The 18172-nt window shown below is 54.3% G+C and carries 21 protein-coding genes; 18 read left to right on the forward strand and 3 right to left on the reverse strand.

The features are described from left to right. Window positions 1–4 precede the first annotated feature (4 nt). A complete protein-coding gene (locus IAE55_RS07020) occupies window positions 5–1381 on the forward strand; it encodes a dihydrolipoamide acetyltransferase family protein (RefSeq protein ID WP_200631474.1) in 1377 nt (458 codons plus the stop codon). A 50-nt stretch (window positions 1382–1431) separates the two neighbouring features. Next, window positions 1432–2151: a lipoyl(octanoyl) transferase LipB gene (gene lipB, locus IAE55_RS07025; RefSeq protein ID WP_145947596.1), complete on the forward strand. Its 720-nt coding sequence runs from the start codon at window positions 1432–1434 to the stop codon at window positions 2149–2151. On the opposite strand, the gene prli42 is transcribed toward lipB, so the two are convergent. Next, window positions 2137–2238 (reverse strand): stressosome-associated protein Prli42, encoded by a 102-nt coding sequence (prli42, locus tag IAE55_RS34340; protein ID WP_105444651.1) that lies wholly within the window; start codon window positions 2236–2238, stop codon window positions 2137–2139. The genes lipB and prli42 overlap by 15 nt on opposite strands. 96 nt (window positions 2239–2334) lie before the next feature. On the opposite strand from prli42, the gene IAE55_RS07035 reads away from it, so the two are divergent. Next, a complete protein-coding gene (locus IAE55_RS07035; protein WP_145947597.1) occupies window positions 2335–3462 on the forward strand; it encodes a tripeptidase T in 1128 nt (375 codons plus the stop codon). Window positions 3463–3593: 131 nt separating this feature from the next. Here the strand turns inward: IAE55_RS07035 and IAE55_RS07040 are convergent, their stop codons facing one another. Together IAE55_RS07040 and mciZ are read right to left on the reverse strand one after the other, a co-directional pair. After that, the gene (locus IAE55_RS07040) at window positions 3594–4814 is read right to left on the reverse strand and encodes a tetratricopeptide repeat protein (RefSeq protein ID WP_200631476.1); all 1221 of its coding nucleotides are present in this window, start codon (window positions 4812–4814) and stop codon (window positions 3594–3596) included. A gap of 158 nt (window positions 4815–4972) precedes the next feature. Beyond that, window positions 4973–5125 (reverse strand): Z-ring formation inhibitor MciZ, encoded by a 153-nt coding sequence (gene mciZ / locus IAE55_RS07045; protein WP_105444653.1) that lies wholly within the window; start codon window positions 5123–5125, stop codon window positions 4973–4975. Between the two features lie 125 nt (window positions 5126–5250). On the opposite strand from mciZ, the gene IAE55_RS07050 reads away from it, so the two are divergent. The 15 genes from IAE55_RS07050 to lysA all read left to right on the forward strand — a co-directional run bounded on the left by IAE55_RS07050 (window position 5251) and on the right by lysA (window position 18141). Next, window positions 5251–5835 carry an NUDIX domain-containing protein gene (locus IAE55_RS07050; protein ID WP_234489335.1) on the forward strand — a complete coding sequence of 195 codons (585 nt, stop codon included), beginning with the start codon at window positions 5251–5253 and terminating at the stop codon, window positions 5833–5835. A gap of 47 nt (window positions 5836–5882) precedes the next feature. After that, entirely contained in the window at window positions 5883–7073 is a 1191-nt protein-coding gene (locus tag IAE55_RS07055) for an endonuclease Q family protein (protein WP_200631710.1), read from the forward strand. Window positions 7074–7128: 55 nt separating this feature from the next. Then, window positions 7129–7779 carry a stage II sporulation protein M gene (gene spoIIM / locus IAE55_RS07060; RefSeq protein WP_089548079.1) on the forward strand — a complete coding sequence of 217 codons (651 nt, stop codon included), beginning with the start codon at window positions 7129–7131 and terminating at the stop codon, window positions 7777–7779. A gap of 93 nt (window positions 7780–7872) precedes the next feature. Next, window positions 7873–8340: a ferric iron uptake transcriptional regulator gene (gene fur, locus IAE55_RS07065; protein ID WP_076170043.1), complete on the forward strand. Its 468-nt coding sequence runs from the start codon at window positions 7873–7875 to the stop codon at window positions 8338–8340. Window positions 8341–8525: 185 nt separating this feature from the next. Further along, window positions 8526–8759, forward strand: coding sequence for a DUF4227 family protein (locus IAE55_RS07070; protein ID WP_105444655.1), 234 nt, complete (start codon window positions 8526–8528; stop codon window positions 8757–8759). Window positions 8760–8852: 93 nt separating this feature from the next. Then, the gene (xerD, locus tag IAE55_RS07075) at window positions 8853–9767 is read left to right on the forward strand and encodes a site-specific tyrosine recombinase XerD (RefSeq protein ID WP_200631477.1); all 915 of its coding nucleotides are present in this window, start codon (window positions 8853–8855) and stop codon (window positions 9765–9767) included. Between the two features lie 14 nt (window positions 9768–9781). After that, window positions 9782–10606, forward strand: a complete 825-nt coding sequence (locus IAE55_RS07080; RefSeq protein ID WP_200631479.1) for a purine-nucleoside phosphorylase — start codon at window positions 9782–9784, stop codon at window positions 10604–10606. Between the two features lie 270 nt (window positions 10607–10876). Next, the gene (locus IAE55_RS07085; RefSeq protein WP_116229665.1) at window positions 10877–12064 is read left to right on the forward strand and encodes a D-alanyl-D-alanine carboxypeptidase family protein; all 1188 of its coding nucleotides are present in this window, start codon (window positions 10877–10879) and stop codon (window positions 12062–12064) included. Between the two features lie 91 nt (window positions 12065–12155). Further along, the gene (gene spoIIAA, locus IAE55_RS07090; RefSeq protein ID WP_076170047.1) at window positions 12156–12509 is read left to right on the forward strand and encodes an anti-sigma F factor antagonist; all 354 of its coding nucleotides are present in this window, start codon (window positions 12156–12158) and stop codon (window positions 12507–12509) included. Next, window positions 12506–12967: an anti-sigma F factor gene (spoIIAB, locus tag IAE55_RS07095; RefSeq protein WP_076170048.1), complete on the forward strand. Its 462-nt coding sequence runs from the start codon at window positions 12506–12508 to the stop codon at window positions 12965–12967. Before spoIIAA ends, spoIIAB begins: the two co-directional genes overlap by 4 nt. 11 nt (window positions 12968–12978) lie before the next feature. After that, window positions 12979–13734, forward strand: coding sequence for an RNA polymerase sporulation sigma factor SigF (sigF, locus tag IAE55_RS07100; RefSeq protein ID WP_089548075.1), 756 nt, complete (start codon window positions 12979–12981; stop codon window positions 13732–13734). A gap of 121 nt (window positions 13735–13855) precedes the next feature. After that, complete coding sequence (locus IAE55_RS07105; protein ID WP_145947602.1) at window positions 13856–14497, forward strand: stage V sporulation protein AA; 642 nt, start codon at window positions 13856–13858, stop codon at window positions 14495–14497. Beyond that, on the forward strand, window positions 14494–14916 hold the full coding sequence (locus IAE55_RS07110) for a stage V sporulation protein AB (RefSeq protein ID WP_234489336.1): 423 nt from the start codon (window positions 14494–14496) through the stop codon (window positions 14914–14916). Before IAE55_RS07105 ends, IAE55_RS07110 begins: the two co-directional genes overlap by 4 nt. Before the next feature lie 73 nt (window positions 14917–14989). Continuing rightward, on the forward strand, window positions 14990–16693 hold the full coding sequence (locus tag IAE55_RS07115; RefSeq protein WP_145159453.1) for a spore germination protein: 1704 nt from the start codon (window positions 14990–14992) through the stop codon (window positions 16691–16693). 116 nt (window positions 16694–16809) lie between these two features. Then, complete coding sequence (gene lysA / locus IAE55_RS07120; protein WP_076170182.1) at window positions 16810–18141, forward strand: diaminopimelate decarboxylase; 1332 nt, start codon at window positions 16810–16812, stop codon at window positions 18139–18141. Window positions 18142–18172 lie beyond the last annotated feature (31 nt).

Raw genomic sequence — 18172 nt, forward strand, 5'->3', positions numbered from 1 at the left:
AAATATGTCAAATCAAAAGTTTACCGATATGGTGATGCCGCAGCTGGCAGAATCGCTCGTGTCCGCCACCATCGCCAAATGGCTGAAGCAGCCTGGCGATAAAGTGGAACAGTATGAGCCGATCTGTGAGGTCATCACCGATAAGGTCAACGCGGAAATCCCGTCCACCGTGGACGGGATTATGGGAGAATGGGTCGCCGAGGAAGGCCAGACCGTCGCCGTCGGCGAGGTCATCTGCCGCATTGCGGCGGCAGGCGCTGCAGGGGCTCCGGCGGAGGAACGGCCGCAGGCGGAGCCGCGTACTACACCGGCCCCAGTACAGGCTGAAGCCTCTGGAGACCAGTCGATGCGCGGCCGGTATTCTCCAGCGGTGCAAAGCCTGGCAGCCGAGCATGGCGTGAATTTGAGCGCCGTCCAAGGAACGGGCATGGGTGGACGGATTACCCGCAAGGATGTCCTTGCTTATATCGAAAACGGCGGTGAGGCAGTGGAAACCGGCCGAGCTGCCGAAGCTCCGGCGAAGAAAGAGGTTCATTCTCCGTTCGTAGGGCTGCCGCATGCCAATCCTGCGGTCCGTCCGGAGCAGTACATCCCGGTTCCGCCGGCTTCCAGCCGGCAGTCAGGTCTGCATATGACCGAGTCGCCGCGTATTCCGGCTGTGGAACTCGAGGACCAGAACGGGCGCGCCGAGACGATGATCGACGTCACCCCGATCCGTAACGCCATTGCGACGAACATGCGCCAAAGTGTGTCAGAAATTCCGCATGCTTGGACGATGATCGAGGTCGACGTAACCAACCTGGTGCTGCTGCGCAACAAATTGAAGGATGAATTTAAGCGCAGAGAGGGCTATAATTTAACCTATCTGGCGTTTCTTCTGAAGGCTGTGGTCAATGCGATCAAGGATTACCCGATCATGAATTCGGTCTGGGCGGTCAACAAGATCATTGTGAAACGGGACATCAACATTTCCCTCGCCGTCGGGACGGAAGACTCCGTCATGACGCCGGTTATTCAACGGGCCGACCAGAAAAACATTGCCGGTCTCGCCCGTGAAATCGAAGAACTGGCGACCAAAACGCGTCAGGGCAAGCTCAAGCTGGAGGATATGCAGGGAGGCACCTTTACGGTGAATAATACCGGTTCGTTCGGTTCGATCCTGTCTTACCCGATTATCAACTATCCGCAGGCGGCCATCCTAACCTTCGAATCGATCGTGAAGCGGCCTGTCGTGATCAATGACATGATCGCCGTCCGTTCGATGGCGAATATCTGCCTGTCGCTGGACCACCGGATTTTGGACGGAGTCATCTGCGGACGCTTCCTGCAGCGCGTGAAGGAAAACGTGGAGGGCTATACGCTGGATACCAAAGTTTACTAATGAAAAGTCTTTGAAAGCTTGGTCATCATCTGAAAGGGCGTGAAGCAGTCATGACAACCAAACTTGAAGTATCCTATACGCCGATGATGGATTATGGTGCGGCCTGGGATTTGCAGAAAAGCATCGTCGGCCGCATAGACCTTGGAGAGCAGCAGGAAACCCTGCTGCTCTTGCAGCATCCACCGACGTATACGATCGGATCGCAGCGGCATCCGGAGCATCTCTTGCTCAGCAAGGAACAGCTGGAGCAGCAGGGCATCGGACTGTTTGAAATCGACCGCGGCGGCGACATTACCTATCACGGTCCGGGGCAGCTGGTCGGGTATCCGCTGCTGCTGCTGGCGGGCAAGGAAGGACTGGATCTGCACGGCTATTTGCGTAATCTGGAGCAGGTCATTATCAATTACCTTGCGCATTACGGGATCGAGGCTGGCCGCAAGCCCGAATATACGGGTGTCTGGGTAGGCGATCTGAAAATTTGCGCTATCGGGGTCAAATTCAACAAATGCAAACACCAAAGAGGGTTCGTGACCAGCCATGGGTTTGCCTTCAACATAACGTCCGGCATTCAAAACGAAGGCTTTCAGGGAATTATACCGTGCGGAATTCAGGAGTATGGCGTAACGTCGCTTGAGGACTGTATTGGAAAGCCGATCGCGGTCGAGCAGGTGGCGGAGGAGATTGTTCCGTTCTTTACCGAGGTATTCGGATTTGAGGCCGTTTCAGCCCAAGGGGCAGAGGAAAGCCCGCTGAATTCAGCGGGCTATTAAGGACTCGACGAGCCCAAAGACGACGGATCCGACCATGGCAATGAGCATGAGGTATACAAAAACGCGAAACCATTTTTTTCGTTGCATAAATAGCTCCTTTATTCATCATTAATGAAGGCTCGATGTCGAGCCGGGACAACCTATGTACTATTGTAACTTAACGCCGAAGGAGAGGAAAGTCCATTGATTAAACAAGACCGTTTGATACAGGAGTTTATGGAATTGGTTCAGGTGGACAGCGAAACAGGCCATGAAGCGGAGATCGCCGCGCTGCTCAAGCAGAAATTTACGCAGCTTGGACTGGAGGTTGTTGAAGACGATTCCCAGGCCAAAACCGGACATGGCGCCGGCAACCTGATCGTGACCTGGAAGGGGGAAGGCGGCGCGGAAGCTCCGAAGCTATTGTTCACCTGCCACATGGATACCGTAGCCCCGGGCAAAGGGATCAAGCCAGTCCTGGGAGAAGACGGTTGGATCCGCAGTGACGGGACGACGATTCTGGGGTCGGACGATAAAGCGGGCCTGGCGGTTCTGCTTGAGACGATCCGCGTTATCCAGGAGCAGCAGCTTCCCCATGGACAGATCCAATTCGTAATTACCGTCGGTGAGGAGTCTGGACTGCTGGGAGCACGTTCGATGGATCCGCAGCATTTGGATGCCGAGCTTGGATTTGCTCTCGATTCCAATGGAGAGGTCGGATCGATTGCCGTTGCGGCACCAACCCAGGCTAAAATCCAAATGAAGATTTTTGGCAAATCGGCGCATGCCGGCGTGAATCCGGAAGACGGAATCAGCGCCATTCAGGTCGCCTCCAAAGCGGTGTCGCGAATGAAGCTTGGCCGGCTCGACCAGGAGACGACAGCCAACATCGGTAAATTTTCCGGTGGTGGAGCGACCAATGTGGTGTGCGATTTTGTCCAGCTTGATGCGGAAGCGCGAAGCATCGTTCAGGAAAAGGTCGATCAGCAGATCGCCCACATGCGGGAAGCGCTCGAAACGACCGTCCGCGAGTTCGGCGCCCAGTGTGAGTTCCGGAGCGAAATCGTGTATCCCGCTTTTAATTTCAACGAAAACGATCCTGTGGTGAGCCTGGCCAAACGTGCAATTGAGCGCCTTGGACTGAGCGGAAGAGTGTTCCGTTCGGGCGGCGGCAGCGACGCCAACATTTTCAACGGGCTCGGAGTTCCTACGGTGAATCTAGCCATCGGCTATGAGGACATACATACGACGAAGGAACGGATCCGTGCGGAGGATATGGTCAAAGCGGCTGAAATGGTGCTCAGCATCATTCAGGAAACTGTCAAATCATAGCTTTAACTCTATACAGCAGAATGAACCTGCACAAACAGGCTGTTCCATGCATGCGGCAAACCGCGCTGGAACAGCTTTTTTGCTGGGCTCATCCTTCTTCACGGGCCAACGATAACGGGGAGGCTCACAAGTTAGTGAACATAACGCCGGCGATCCGCGGCAGGATGATTTCTGCGCTGTGCCGGGGTCCATACCGTATGCCAGCTGGTGGATTGGATAATTTGCAGAGCCAGGGTGATATTCGTCAAATATTCGTCAATTTGAAAATACAGTTCACTTCCGATCACTTGACGTTCCTGTCTGTGATCCAAAGAGCTGCGGGTCTCCTCCAGGAAGCAGGAGGCTGCCGCAAACCGTGCCAAGGAGTGGGACGGATCCGTTGCATAGATCGACTCGAACAGCTGCGCTGCTTTGGCGAAGTCACCTTGATCGTACAGCATTTCAGCGGCGATAAAGCAAAGTTCGAGCGAGCTCTGGCTTCTCTCGTGCGTCGGAATTCCCTCCAGTTTGTTCAGGAGCGCTTTGGCCTGTTCAATATAGCCCTCCCGGTAAAGGGTATAAATCAATTCGCTGGATTCATGGAACGAGGGTTCGGGCTGAAGGGACATCCCCATGTCCACCATGCCGAGCACGATCGCGGACTTGGCTGTTTCCAGCCGGTTAAACCTGGACAATTCGGGCAATCCAAGGCCCTCCTGAAGCGCACGGCAGCACAAATATGCCGCATGGGATGCGGTAACGGAATGGGAAGCGGACTTGACCACGACCTTGTCCGGGTCCATCGTTCGCTGCGTCAGCCGCGCGTGCGCTTCCTTGAATTGATGGGTGTGAATGAGGCACAAAATATAAATGAGTTGAACGGATTCATTGAACCGTATGTCATCCGTATAACGGCTTAGGATGCCAAAGGCTTCCTCGTACGCGCCCAGATCCGCCAGCGTTTGGCCGACCTGCAGTTCGGTCGTGTCTGAGAGCGGGACCATTTCCAGAAGGCGCCGGCATATTTCCGCATCTGTCTTTCCGGCATCGTAGAGCAGTGCTCCCCATTCCGCGAGCGTTTTCCGATGATGCTGTCCGAGATTGACCGCCCGGCGGAAAGCTTCTTCGGCTTCCTCGGTACGGCTGCTTGCATATAAGAGCCTTCCGTACTCGAGCCATCCCTGCGCTTCGTCAAAGCTTTCAGCATGGGGCAAACTTCCGGAGTTATCATGTGCATGCGTCAGAGCCGTCCGAATGTGCGTCATCGCCTCACTGTTGTGTCCGCGCGATTTATACCATAATCCCAGCTTAAAATGCAGGGACGGGGAAATCGGGTAGGCTTGCAGCAGCGTCATCAATTCATCTTTGGTCATAAATGTACCCTCCAATATATAGAACAACCTGGTGAGTGAATAGTTGGCAGGAATGCTAAAAAAATGTTTAAAAAGTTAAATCGCTTATCGTTTTTAGATCATATCCGAAAAACCTGGGAATTTCGGGGGATATTAAAGGATAAAGATTCATCCGTCCCTTAATGATCCCGCCGGGAGGACGCGAGCGATTGCAAAATGTGCTGCAGCGGCGTGTCGGGGCTCCATTCCTTCTGCAATTGGCGGAGCATGATTTTAATCTGCCAGGCCCGTCCTACCATATGGACCGAGTTCGCTGTACGGTAACTTTTCATGAAGGGATCCCTCTTTCCTTGGGGTGAAGTTTGTTATAATAAGACCATATGTGTCAGCATGGCCAAAAATGCTAGGTTTTAAATATAAGAGGTTGTTGAGCACGTACAATAAGGAGGATCATAGAATGAAAGAGTCTTTGCCACATATGAAGAAACCGTCCAAACATCTCGAGGAAGAGACCCTGTCCACCGAATCTATTTTTCAGGGAAAGGTCGTATCGTTGCAGATTGACAAGGTCCGGCTTCCCGACGGCAAAACGGCTTCACGGGAAATCATCCGCCACCCCGGTGCGGTAGCTGTTCTGGCCATCAAGGATGACCGGATGATTCTGGTCGACCAGTATCGCCAGGCCATGGGACGGTGCGAGCTTGAAATCCCGGCAGGGAAGCTGGAGCCAGGGGAGGACCCGATGGAAGCCGCCAAGCGTGAGCTTGTGGAGGAAACGGGGTATACATGCGGCCGCCTGGAGCTGCTTCACTCCTTTTATACTTCTCCCGGGTTTGCCGATGAGGTGATCCACCTCTACGTGGCACATGATCTTCAAGGGGGCGATGCGGCGCCGGATGAAGACGAGTTCGTGGAGCTGCTGGAATTGACGATGGAAGAGGCGCTGGAGGCGATTTCGCAAGGCCGGATCAGCGACGCTAAGACACTTATGGCGGTGTACGCCTGGAAGTTGAACAAGCTGACGGGTGAATTCCGCGTATGAGCAGTCCGGAACGTGTCAGTCACCAAGAGCTTGCATACGAGTCGGATATGTTGAGCGAATACTTTGCGGATCTGCACATCCATATCGGCAGGACGAACGACGGGCATGCGGTCAAAATCAGCGGCAGCTCCAATCTGACGTTCGCGAACATCGCCAAGGAAGCGTCGGAGCGCAAAGGGATCGAGCTGGTAGGCATTATCGACTGCCACTCGCCGGTCGTCCAGAAGGACATTATCGACTGCCTGGAATCCGGTGAAATGAATGAAGTGCAGGGCGGTGGGATCGCCTACCGGGGAACCACGATTCTTCTGGGCTCCGAAATTGAAATCTATGAACAGGGTAAGGGCGCTGCGCATCTGCTCGTTTATTTTACGGACCTGTCTACGATGAAGCGCTTTACGGCCTGGATGTCAGGCCATATGAAAAACGTAAACCTCAGCTCACAGCGCATTTACGTTTCCGGACGGGAGCTGCAGGCTAAGGTGTACGACATGGGAGGCATCATGATTCCCGCCCACGTTTTTACTCCGCATAAAGGCCTGTACGGCAGCATGACGCCGCGAATGGAGCATGTGCTCGACCCGGGGCTTGTGAGCGGAATCGAGCTTGGGCTGAGCTCCGATTCGGAAATGGCCGGACTGATATCGGAGCTCGATCCGTATACGTTTGTAACCAACTCCGATGCCCATTCCCTGGGTAAAATCGCCCGCGAGTACAACCGGATCCGTTTGGCGGAGCCGACCTTTGCCGAATTCCGCAAGGCGATGGAGAGGGTGGACGGCAGGTGCGTGACAGGGAACTACGGCCTCAATCCGCGTCTGGGCAAGTACCACCGTACCTATTGCCATGGCTGCAGCCGCGTGTTGGACATCGAACATGGGGGCGCAGGCTGCCCGTTCTGCGGCAGCACCAAGCGGGTACAGGGGGTGCTCGACCGGATCCTCGATATCGCCGACCGCAAAGAGCCGTACATGCCTGCCTTCCGGCCGGCATATCATTACCAGGTTCCGCTTGAGTTCATTCCGGGTCTCGGCAAGGCCAAAATGAAGCAGCTGCTGGAGGGGTTCGGTACAGAAATGTCGATTCTCCACCATGCGGGTGAAGCAGAAATTGCCGAGGTTGTGGGCACCGATTTGGCGCGGATGATCGTCATGGCCAGAAACGGCACCCTGAAGCTGACCTCAGGCGGAGGGGGAACTTACGGGAAAGTGGAAGGGTCGTCCGTGTCCAAGACATAGTTTGGGACTTGCCTTCATACAGTAAGGGTATGCGATTGGAAAGGGGAGAAACTGCATGCGAGCTTTCCGCCATGCCCTGAAAGAACAAAACATCCTGTATATTTTTGTCGCCGTACTGTTTCTGGTTGGAGTCATCTTCGGCGCGCTCATGGTCAATGCTCTTTCCCTTGAACAGCAGCAGGACTTGGGACGGTATTTGGGCAATTTTTTCGTAACCGTTAATCAGGGAGCGGAGGCCGGACAGCCTGCGCACTCCTACTGGGACATCGCCGGGCTGCATTTGAAATGGGTTGGTCTGATTTGGATTCTCGGCCTGTCGGTCATCGGCCTGCCGGGCATTCTGATCCTCGATTTTTTGAAAGGCGTTCTGGTCGGCTTTACGGTTGGCTACCTGGTCGGCCAGTTTTCGTGGCACGGTCTGCTGTTTGCGCTGGTGTCGGTAGCTCCGCCGAACCTGCTTATCATTCCGGTGCTGATCGTTTGCAGCGTATCGGCGATCGCCTTTTCGCTTCATATTATTAAAAACCGGGTGATGCTCCAGCGTCCGGGCAACATTACCCGCCCATTTGCATCGTATGTCGGGATGACGCTCGTCATGGGCCTGATCATGCTCGGCATCTCCTCATTTGAAACCTGGGTGACTCCCACGATGATGAGATGGGTGACGCCCATGCTGATCCACGCTCCGGCCATCTCCGGCATGTGAGGCAAAAGCGTTTGACTTTGTTTGGCAACTCCCCATATAATGAGAGAAGCGGTTATAGATAGGTGCAGAGATTTTCCTGTGGGGAGGGAGACAATGGAAGCACGGATCGATAAAATCAAACAACAGTTACAATCCCAGGGCTATAAGCTGACACCCCAGCGGGAAGCTACCCTCAGAGTATTATTGGAGAATGAAGAAGACCATCTGAGTGCGGAAGACGTATTTATGCTTGTGAAAGAAAAGGCTCCGGAAATCGGTCTGGCAACCGTGTACCGTACCTTGGAGCTGCTGAGCGAGCTGCATGTCGTCGAGAAGATCAACTTTGGCGACGGTGTAGCCAGATACGATCTACGCACCGATACGGCCAAGCATCACCATCATCATATGATCTGCGTGAAATGCGGGAGCATGGATGAGATCCGCGAGGACTGGCTTGGACCGCTGGAAGAGCGGGTTGAACGGGAATTCAATTTCACCGTCTCGGACCACCGTCTTGATTTCCACGGGGTATGCTACCGCTGTAAGGCGAAGGAAGACAACGGCGGCAGCGATGACAAGTAATCATACAACGATTTTATAATATGATCTTGACGATCAAAGCTCTCTGCCCGGCATGCTGCCGGAAGGGGGCTTTTTTGGTCGGGGCGTCCTGGGGCATACATAAGGACAAACGTTCATATGCTGGATATAGCAAGGATGAACGGGAAGGAGAGGCGTCTCCTTCAAGAATGTGAGGTGCTTCCGGGATGATCATTCCGCTGCGAAAATGGCTGTCCGTGCTAAAGTTTCTGATCGTGTTTGTTTCTTTGGCCTATATGTTCTACCATGTGCTGACCCTGTTCACCGCTTGGATCACGCCGGTTGACCATTACCGCATTCCGGAGGGTCATGCCGTCAAGGCGTTCCAGTCCGGTGACGGGAAGCAGAACGGTGAACGGATGGGGGACAGGCTCCGTTTTTATTTTTGGTATGGTGAATAATGCCTCCGGCAGGGGACGTCCGCCCTGCTGTCGAAGTAGAACAGGACGAAGATACGTCAATCCAAAAAGAACCCGAAGGAGCTGTTTCACAACATGATGCAGTACGTACAGCCCTTCATTCGGTACATCCGTGAGGAGAAAGGGCTGTCCAGTAACACACTTGAATCGTACACCCGTGATGTCCGTCAGTTTGTGGAATTTGTAGAGGAACGAGGGCTGAACTCGGCGGATCAGGTCAAACGGACGCATATCCAAATGTATTTGAACCTGAAGAAGCAGGAGCGCATGGCCCCGGCGACGCTCGCCCGCAAGCTGGTTTCCGTACGGTCTTTTATTCATTATTTGATCCGGGAATCCGTCATCCGGCAGGATCCGAGTCTTGGACTCGACGCTCCCCGGCTGGAGAAGAAGCCTCCAAGAGTTCTGTCCATCGGGGAAGTGAACCGGCTGCTGGAAGCTCCCGATGTTACCGCGCCGCAGGGGCTTCGGGACAAAGCCATGCTGGAGCTGCTCTACGGTACCGGTTTGAAAGTATCGGAGCTCATCTCCCTGAACGTGGACGATGTCAATTTGGACATGCATTTCCTCCGCTGCACAAGCAGCGCAGGCAAGGAACGGGTGCTTCCGATCAATGGGATTTCGGCCGGGGCGGTCAAGGAGTATATCACCGGAATGCGGGATCCGCTCGTACGGGAAACCTCCTCGGACGACAGAGCCCTGTTCCTGAACCTGACCGGCAGCCGCCTGACGCGCCAAGGATTCTGGAAGGTGTTGAAAAAATACGCCGCCGATGCGGAGATCGAAGGCGAGATTACGCCGCATACGCTCAGGCATTCATTTGCCTCACACCTGCTGGAGAACGGAGCCGATCTGCGCTCCGTACAGGAGATGCTGGGGCATGCCGATATGGCGACGACCCAAATGTACACCACAAGCACGAAAAGAACGATGAAGGACGTTTATGAAGAGCACCATCCCCGTGGACGGGATCATTCCAATACCGATTAGGAGAGATTATACGCATGTCAACGACACAGCTGAAGCAAATTCAAGAGGCAGCCGCCTTTATCCAGAGCAAGGGAGGCGTTCAACCGGAAGTGGGCCTCATACTCGGTTCCGGTCTCGGAATACTGGCTGACCTGATCCAGGACGGCATATCCATTGCCTACGAGGATATCCCTCATTTTCCGGTGTCGACGGTGGAAGGCCATGCGGGAGAGCTCCTGCTCGGTACGATTGAAGGACGAAGTGTCGTCTTAATGAAGGGACGCTTCCACATGTATGAGGGTTACGGCCCGGAAGTGACGGCTTTCCCGGTAAGGGTCATGAAAGAGCTCGGCGTGAAGAGCCTGCTGGTGACCAATGCTGCCGGCGGGATCAACACGGCTTTCGAACCGGGAGACCTGATGGTCCTGACCGACCATCTAAACCTGACCGGCCGAAATCCGCTCATCGGCGCGAACGAACCGGCGCTTGGCGTCCGCTTCCCCGATATGTCCGAGGCGTACAGCCGGCGGCTCCGTCAGCTCTTGAAGGACACGGCTGCGTCGAAGAACATTCCGATTCGCGAAGGCGTATATGCCGGCCTGCTTGGACCGACGTACGAAACGCCGGCCGAAATCCGCATGCTGCGTACGATCGGTGCAGACGCTGTCGGCATGTCGACGGTATCGGAGACGATCGTGGCCCGGCACGCCGGCCTGGAAGTGCTCGGCATTTCCTGCATCAGCAACATGGCGGCAGGCATTCTGGACCAGCCATTGTCCCATGAAGAGGTCATGGAAACGACCGAGAGAGTCCGCGAGAAGTTCCTCGGCCTAGTGCTTGCGGTCATCCCTCATATGTAATATGCACGGCCGTTTATTCAAAGCAGCCCCCGCAGGAGACTCCTGCGGGGGTTTTTGCGTGTATCAAAAATAATTCGGCGTAAGCCGCCCCTGGCATGGAATATTTTCCTGTGATCCTGACGAAACTGAAAGACAGTAACCATTTCAATTGAACCATATAGAAATGAACTAAAGAAATGAAAGTTATAGGCCGTATCAGGCCTTAATAACAGGAAGTTCAATGAAAAAGCTTTAGTTCAATCTATACAATAGGTCAGGAGGGGACTTATTTTGAAAAAAACGATACTGGCGCTCGCGCTGTCCTTCGGGCTGTCCACGGTGGCGCTGCCTTATCTGGGGTATGCCGAGGAAGCGCCAAAAGGCGGTCAGGCTCCGGGCGTGGAGCTGGCGGCGAATGCTAGGTCAGCCATCCTTATGGATGCGGATACAGGAACGGTCATTTATGAGAAGAACAGCCATGATAAACTTCCGCCAGCAAGCATTACGAAAATTATGACCATGCTGCTGACCATGGAAGCCATCGACGAGGGCAAGCTGAAAATGACCGATATGGTCCGGACGAGCGAATATGCGGCGTCTATGGGCGGTTCGCAAATATTCCTTGAGCCGGGTGAAGAGATGACGGTCAACGAAATGCTCAAGGGCATCGCAATGGCTTCCGGCAACGATGCCTCGGTGGCGATGGCCGAAAAAATCGCCGGCACGGAGCAGGCCTTTGTCCAAATGATGAACGACAAGGCACAGGAGCTGGGGCTGAAGGATACCCATTTCGTGAACTGTAACGGGCTTCCTGCCGAGAACCATTACTCTTCGGCGCACGATATCGCGGTGATCAGCCGTGAACTGTTGAAGCATTCGGAAATTACGAAATACACCGGCTCCTATCAGGACTATTTGCGAAAAGATTCCGAAAAGCCCTTCTGGCTCGTGAATACGAACAAGCTGGTCCGCTTCTATACTGGGGCCGACGGTCTCAAAACGGGGTATACCTCCGAGGCGAAGTTCTGCCTCTCGGCTACGGCCAAGAACGGCAACCTGAGAGCGATCGCCGTGGTGCTGGGCGAGCCTAACACCAAGACGCGGAACGAAGAAGTGTCCAAAATGTTCGACTATATGTTTGCCCAGTACAGCACGCACACCATTTTCAACCCGGGTGACGTGATGGGTACGGTGAAGGTGAACAAGGGCAATACGAAGGAACTGACCTTGAAGGCCGGACAAACCTACAGCGTTCTGACAAAGAAAAACGCCAAGGCAGCAGACATCCGCCACGAAATGGTCGTACCGAAGGAGATCAAGGCTCCGGTCCAGCAGGGACAGGTTCTCGGTAAACTGGTCGTCTACGAAGGCGGCAAGGTGCTGAAGGAATTTGAGCTGAAATCGCCGGAGACGGTGGGCAAGGCCGGATGGTGGAAGCTGTTCAAACGGACGACATCAAAATTGTTTCTTGTAGATTGATAGCGGTTTTCTTCTAGTTTTGTCGTGATGCAGGAATCCGGTTTTACTCCGTAGAAATCGTTGTTCATGACAGGGAGGAGAGTGAGCAAACGTGAATCTGCAAGTGGAAATGGAGCATCACCGCAACATCTTGATTGTGCGCTTATCGGGAGAGCTCGATCACCATACGGCTGACCATGTCCGCATGAAAATGGATGAGACGATCCAGCGCGGACTGACAGACCATCTGGTGCTCAGCCTGAAAAATTTACAGTTCATGGACAGCTCAGGCCTGGGTGTGATCCTCGGAAGGTATAAGCTGATCAAGGCCAAGGGCGGCAAAATGGCGGTGTGCGACGTCAATCCTACCGTCTACCGGCTGCTCGATATGTCCGGCTTGTTCAAAATTATGCCCATTTACGATAACGAGGGTCATGCGCTCTCGGGTCTGGAGGTCGTGTCATGAGTAAAGAAAAGGCCATGGAACGCAATTTCATGACGCTGCAGTTCGCAGCCAAGTCGGAAAACGAATCGTTCGCCCGTGTGACGGTGGCCGCCTTCATTTCACAGCTGGACCCGACCATGGATGAGCTGAGCGACCTGAAAACGGTCGTTTCCGAAGCGGTGACCAACAGCATCATTCACGGGTACGACAGCGATCCCGAGGGGATCGTCACGATCACTGCGGAAATTGTGGGAGATACCGTTACTCTGACCGTGGAGGATCGGGGAAGAGGCATCGAAGACCTGGAGCTTGCCAAGCAGCCCCTGTATACGTCGAAGCCGGAGCTGGAACGGTCGGGCATGGGCTTTACGATCATGGAGAACTTTATGGATGAATTCGAGGTATCCAGCGAGCCCGGTTCCGGAACATCAATCAAGATGAAGAAGAGGATCGAATCTAAGAAAGCTTTGTATAATTAGGGGTTGGGCGCATGGATGCTGATGTGAAGAAAGGTTCGCAGACTTATTTGGATGATGCCGAAGTCAAACGTCTGATCGCACTCAGCCAGACCGGGGACAGCTTGGCCCGCGATACGCTGGTAAACTGCAACATCCGCCTCGTCTGGTCTGTCGTGCAAAGGTTTATGAACCGGGGGTACGAACCCGAGGATCTGTTCCAGATCGGATGCATCGGCCTGCTGAAATCGGTCGACAAATTCGATTTAAGCTATGACGTCAAGTTTTCCACCTATGCTGTTCCGATGATTATCGGCGAGATACAGCGCTTTCTCCGCGATGACGGAACGCTGAAGGTCAGCCGGTCACTGAAGGAAATGGCCAACAAGGTACGCAAGAAAAGGGACGAGCTGTCGAAGCACCTGGACCGACTGCCGACCGTCAAGGAAGTGGCCGAGGAGCTTGGGGTAACGCCGGAGGAAGTCGTGTTCGCCCAAGAGGCCAACAAGCCGCCGACCTCGATCCACGAGACCGTGTTCGAAAATGACGGGGATCCCATCACGCTGATGGACCAGATCGCCGACGAATCCCAGGAACGCTGGTTTGATAAACTGGCGCTGAACGAAGCAATCGACGGCCTGTCGGAGCGGGAAAAGCTGATCGTCTATTTAAGGTACTACCGCGACCAGACCCAATCGGAGGTAGCCACCCGGCTCGGGATATCCCAGGTACAGGTTTCGCGCCTCGAGAAAAAAATACTGCAGCTGATCCGCGATCAGATTGCCCAGTGAACAAGGAACCGTCTTCCGTAAAGGAAGGCGGTTCCTTTTTTTGGGCAGCGATGCAAATCGGACTAGAAAGTAGACCTTTTTCCTATACTAACGGTAATTCAGCAGCAAAAGGAGTGATTGGATGTCTGATCACGGATTGCCTACGGTCTACCTGCAGCTGCGCAGCCGCGTACCGATTTCCCATGGAAGGGTCGTGACCCTCGGCCACATCGCCCGGATTTTATGCGACCCCGAGTGGGAATCTTCGCTCCGCAGCCTGGAGCTGGTTCATCCCCATAAGTGGGATGGAAATTTGTTGTTAATTGACATGATGCACATCATACCGAAGATCCAGGAGCTCATTCCGGGCGTCCGCATTGAGTCGATGGGGAACAAGCACTCCCTGGTGGAAGTGGTAAAAAAGGAGAAGAAACCGTCACTGATCCTATTCATCCTCGTCTGGCTCCTCCTTTTCTTCGGGTCAGCGCTGACGATCATGAATTTCCATGCGGACGTGAACATGCAGGAGGTGCAAATCCGTACGGTGGAAATGGTGACCGGCCGCCGGGACGAGCATCCCTACTTGTTCCAGACGGCTTATTCCTTCGGCATCGGGTTTGGCATGGTCGTTTTCTTCAACCATTTATTCAAAAAGAAGTGGAACGAGGAGCCGACCCCGCTGGAAGTGGAAATGTTTCTGTACCAGGAAAATATCGACCAGTACGTCGTTGCCGAGGAATATAAACGGATGAAAACCGCGAGCCGTCAGGGGGATTCGTCTTGATTCTGGTCGGCTGGATCATCCAAATACTGCTCGGGATTGCCGGGGGAATTGCGGTTGGCGGCGGTGTTATTGCGCTGTTCATCGTTCTGGACATGATCCCAAGGCTGGCTCAGCTGACTTCATCCTATAACCGGGTTCACTGGTACGAAGGGGCGATGGTAACAGGGTCGCTGGTCGGGACCGTGTTCGACTTTTGGAACTGGAAACTATCCTTGGGACCGCTGGCCAGCCTCTTGATCGGGCTGTATAACGGGATATTCGTCGGTATGCTGGCCGCCGCGCTCACCGAAGTGCTCAACGTGCTGCCCATTTTGGCTAAAAGGCTGCAGATGACCCGCTACCTGTTCGGTTTTTTGATGGCGATGGTCACGGGAAAAGTGGCGGGTTCCCTGTTTGACTGGTTTGTTTACAGAAAGTAAGGAGGAACGCTTCGTGAGAGATGACAAGGATCAGGAAATCAACGTAGAGGACCCTGCCGGCATTGCGATGATCATGCAGTACGGGGACGAATCGAAAGAGAAGAAGGAAGACGCTTCTCATCCGTCGGAGGAGGGGAAGGAGCCCCGGAGGACGGCGGGCCGGCGTGAAGGCGGCGAAGAACAGGCTGAGGGTGAGCATAAGGCAGCGGGTGACGGCGGAGAAGATAAGCGGATGCAGGAAAAACGCGACCAGGAAAGGTCCGACACCGTCGAGGAATCCATCATCTATTGGCAGGATAAGGATGAAATTCCGGAAAGCCTGGAGACGACCAAAAACACGCTCAAGGAAGTGGTGGGCCTGGGTTCATCCTTTGACATCGTGTTTCGCGAAATGACCCTCGCCGGCCAGAACACGGGATTGTTCTTCATTAACGGCTTTGCCAAAGACAACATCATGCTGGAAATACTGAAGCGGCTCACCTATTTGTCCGCCGACCAGCTTAATTCGGATGCGCTTAAGTCCTTTTTTGAATTTTACATCCCGCATATTCAGGTCGAGATTGTCGACAAGCTCAGCGCGGCAGTCAATAAAGTACTGATGGGGATGTCCGCACTATTCATCGAGGGAGAACGGGCGTGCATCATTTTAGATACCCGGAATTATCCGGTCCGTAGTCCCGAAGAACCTAGCATTGAACGAGTGGTGCGGGGCGCGCGCGACGGGTTCACCGAAACGCTGCTTACCAACATCGCCCTCGTGCGGCGGCGGATCCGCGACCCCGGATTCAAAAGCGAGCTTGTGCAGGTCGGGCGGCGAACGAGGACAGACGTCTGTATTGCCTACATCGACGATATTGTAGACAAGGTTCAGGTGGACTCCATCCGGAAGAAAATCAAAAGTATTGACATCGACGGCCTTCCCCAAGGCGACAAGCAGCTGGAGGAAGTCATTATCAATAAGGGATGGCATCCGTATCCGCTGGTCAGATATTCAGAGAGACCGGACGTGGTCGCTTCGCATATCTTGGAAGGCAGGGTAGTGGTGTTCGTGGACACCTCGCCGAGCGTGATGGTCATGCCGACTACGTTTTTCGACCTGTGCCAGCATGCCGAAGAGAACCGGCAGACGGCCTTTATGGGGACGTACCTCAGGTGGGTTCGGTTTCTGGGCATTTTCGCCTCCATGTTTCTGCTTCCGCTCTGGATGCTGCTTGTGATCGATCCGCATCTGAAGCCTCCGGAATTAAATTTCATCGGGCCGCATGATACGGGCAAAATTCCGCTTATCGCCCAGTTTCTGCTGGTCGAGTTCGGCGTCGATCTCCTCCGATTGGCCGCTGTGCATACGCCGACCCCGCTGGCTTCGGCCATGGGCCTCATCGCGGCGATCCTCGTCGGGGACATAGCGGTGAAAACAGGCTTGTTCGTCAATGAGGTCGTCTTGTACATGGCCGTAGCGGCCATCGGCATGTTCGCCACGCCGAGCTATGAGCTGGGGTTGGCCAACCGGATGGTGAGGCTTGTGCTGCTGGTCGCGGTGGCTATTTTCAAAGTGCAGGGATTCGTTGTCGGGACGACGCTGCTGATCCTGCTGCTGACGCTGCACCGGTCTTACAACTCGTCTTATCTATGGCCGTTTATACCGTTTAATGCAAAGGCTCTGTCTGAAGTGCTGCTGCGCTTCCCGGTGCTTGAGAGCAAGAAAAGGCCGTCTTTCAACAAAACGAGGGATAATACGCGGATGGCGAAGAACCCGGACAACCGCGAACAGTCGTAGGAAAACACAAATGTTGTGCAAAAAAATCCATTCATTCTCTTCCCTTGTCTGGTATACTGATGTAAAAGTTCACATGGAATATTTACATTTCCAAGGAAAGCGAAGGGATGCATAATATGTTTCTACATGGTACAAGTAAAATCAATGCGGACGGTCACCTGGAAATCGGTGGCTGTGACGTTACCGAGCTGAAGAAGCAGTATGGTACGCCGCTTTATATCGTCGACGAGGAGCTGGTCCGCACGCGGTGCCGCGAATACGTCGATGCGTTCCGCGCGTCCGGACTGAAGTTCCAGGTGGCTTACGCCAGCAAGGCGTTCTGCGTCATGGCCATGTGCCGGATCGCAGAGGAAGAGGACATGTCTCTAGACGTCGTGTCCGACGGCGAATTGTTCACGGCGCTTCAGGCAGGCTTCCCGGCCAAGCGCATCCATTTCCACGGCAACAACAAGACAGTGGAAGAGATGGAAATGGCGATCGACGCCGGCATCGGCTGCTTCGTCGTAGACAATTTTGTTGAGCTGCATGTGCTGGAATCGGTGGCGGCTGAGAAAAAGGTGAAGGTCAACATTTTGCTCCGTGTCACACCAGGGGTTGAAGCTCATACGCATGAATATATTTCAACCGGCCAAACCGACTCGAAGTTCGGTTTCGACATCGGTAACGGCTCTGCGTTTGAAGCCGTCAAAGCAGCTGCCGCTCAGGAGCATCTGGAGCTTCTTGGCGTCCATTCCCATATCGGGTCGCAGATCTTCGAGGTCGACGGATTTCAGATGGCGGTTCAGCGCGTAGCCGAATTTGCCAAGAGTGTCAAAGAACAGCTGGGCGTGCAGTTCAAAGTAGTGAACCTCGGCGGAGGCTTTGGCATCCGTTACGTTGAAGGCGACACGCCGCTTGAAGTCAGCCAGTACGTGAAGGCGATTACCGACGCGGTGAAAACGCATTTTGCCGAGTGGGGAAGCGAGCTGCCGGAAATTTGGGTGGAACCGGGCCGCAGCATCGTGGGCGATGCGGGGACAACCTTGTACACCGTCGGCACCAGCAAGGATATTCCGGGTGTGCGCAAGTACGTGGCCGTGGATGGCGGCATGACGGACAACCCGCGTCCGGCGCTGTACGAGTCGAAGTATGAGGCCATGCTGGCCAACCGTGCCAACGACAAGCCGGAAGAAACCGTGTCCATTGCGGGCAAATGCTGCGAGAGCGGCGACATGTTGATATGGGATGCAGAGCTTCCGAAAGTCAATAACGGTGACCTGCTCGCCGTTTCGTGCACAGGGGCCTACAACTATTCCATGGCGAGCAACTACAACCGGATTCGCAAACCGGCGGTCGTGTTCGTGAACCAAGGTCAAAGCGACCTGGTTGTTCGCCGCGAGAGCCTTCAGGATATCATCGGCCACGATGTCATTCCTGAGCGGATCGCAAAGCAGGCTGTGCTTAAGTAAGGAGATGCATTAAGGGGACAGGCGCTGTTCG

Origin of the sequence: Paenibacillus sp. S28 (genome assembly GCF_016624415.1) — a bacterium.
GTDB lineage: Bacteria > Bacillota > Bacilli > Paenibacillales > Paenibacillaceae > Paenibacillus_AQ > Paenibacillus_AQ favisporus.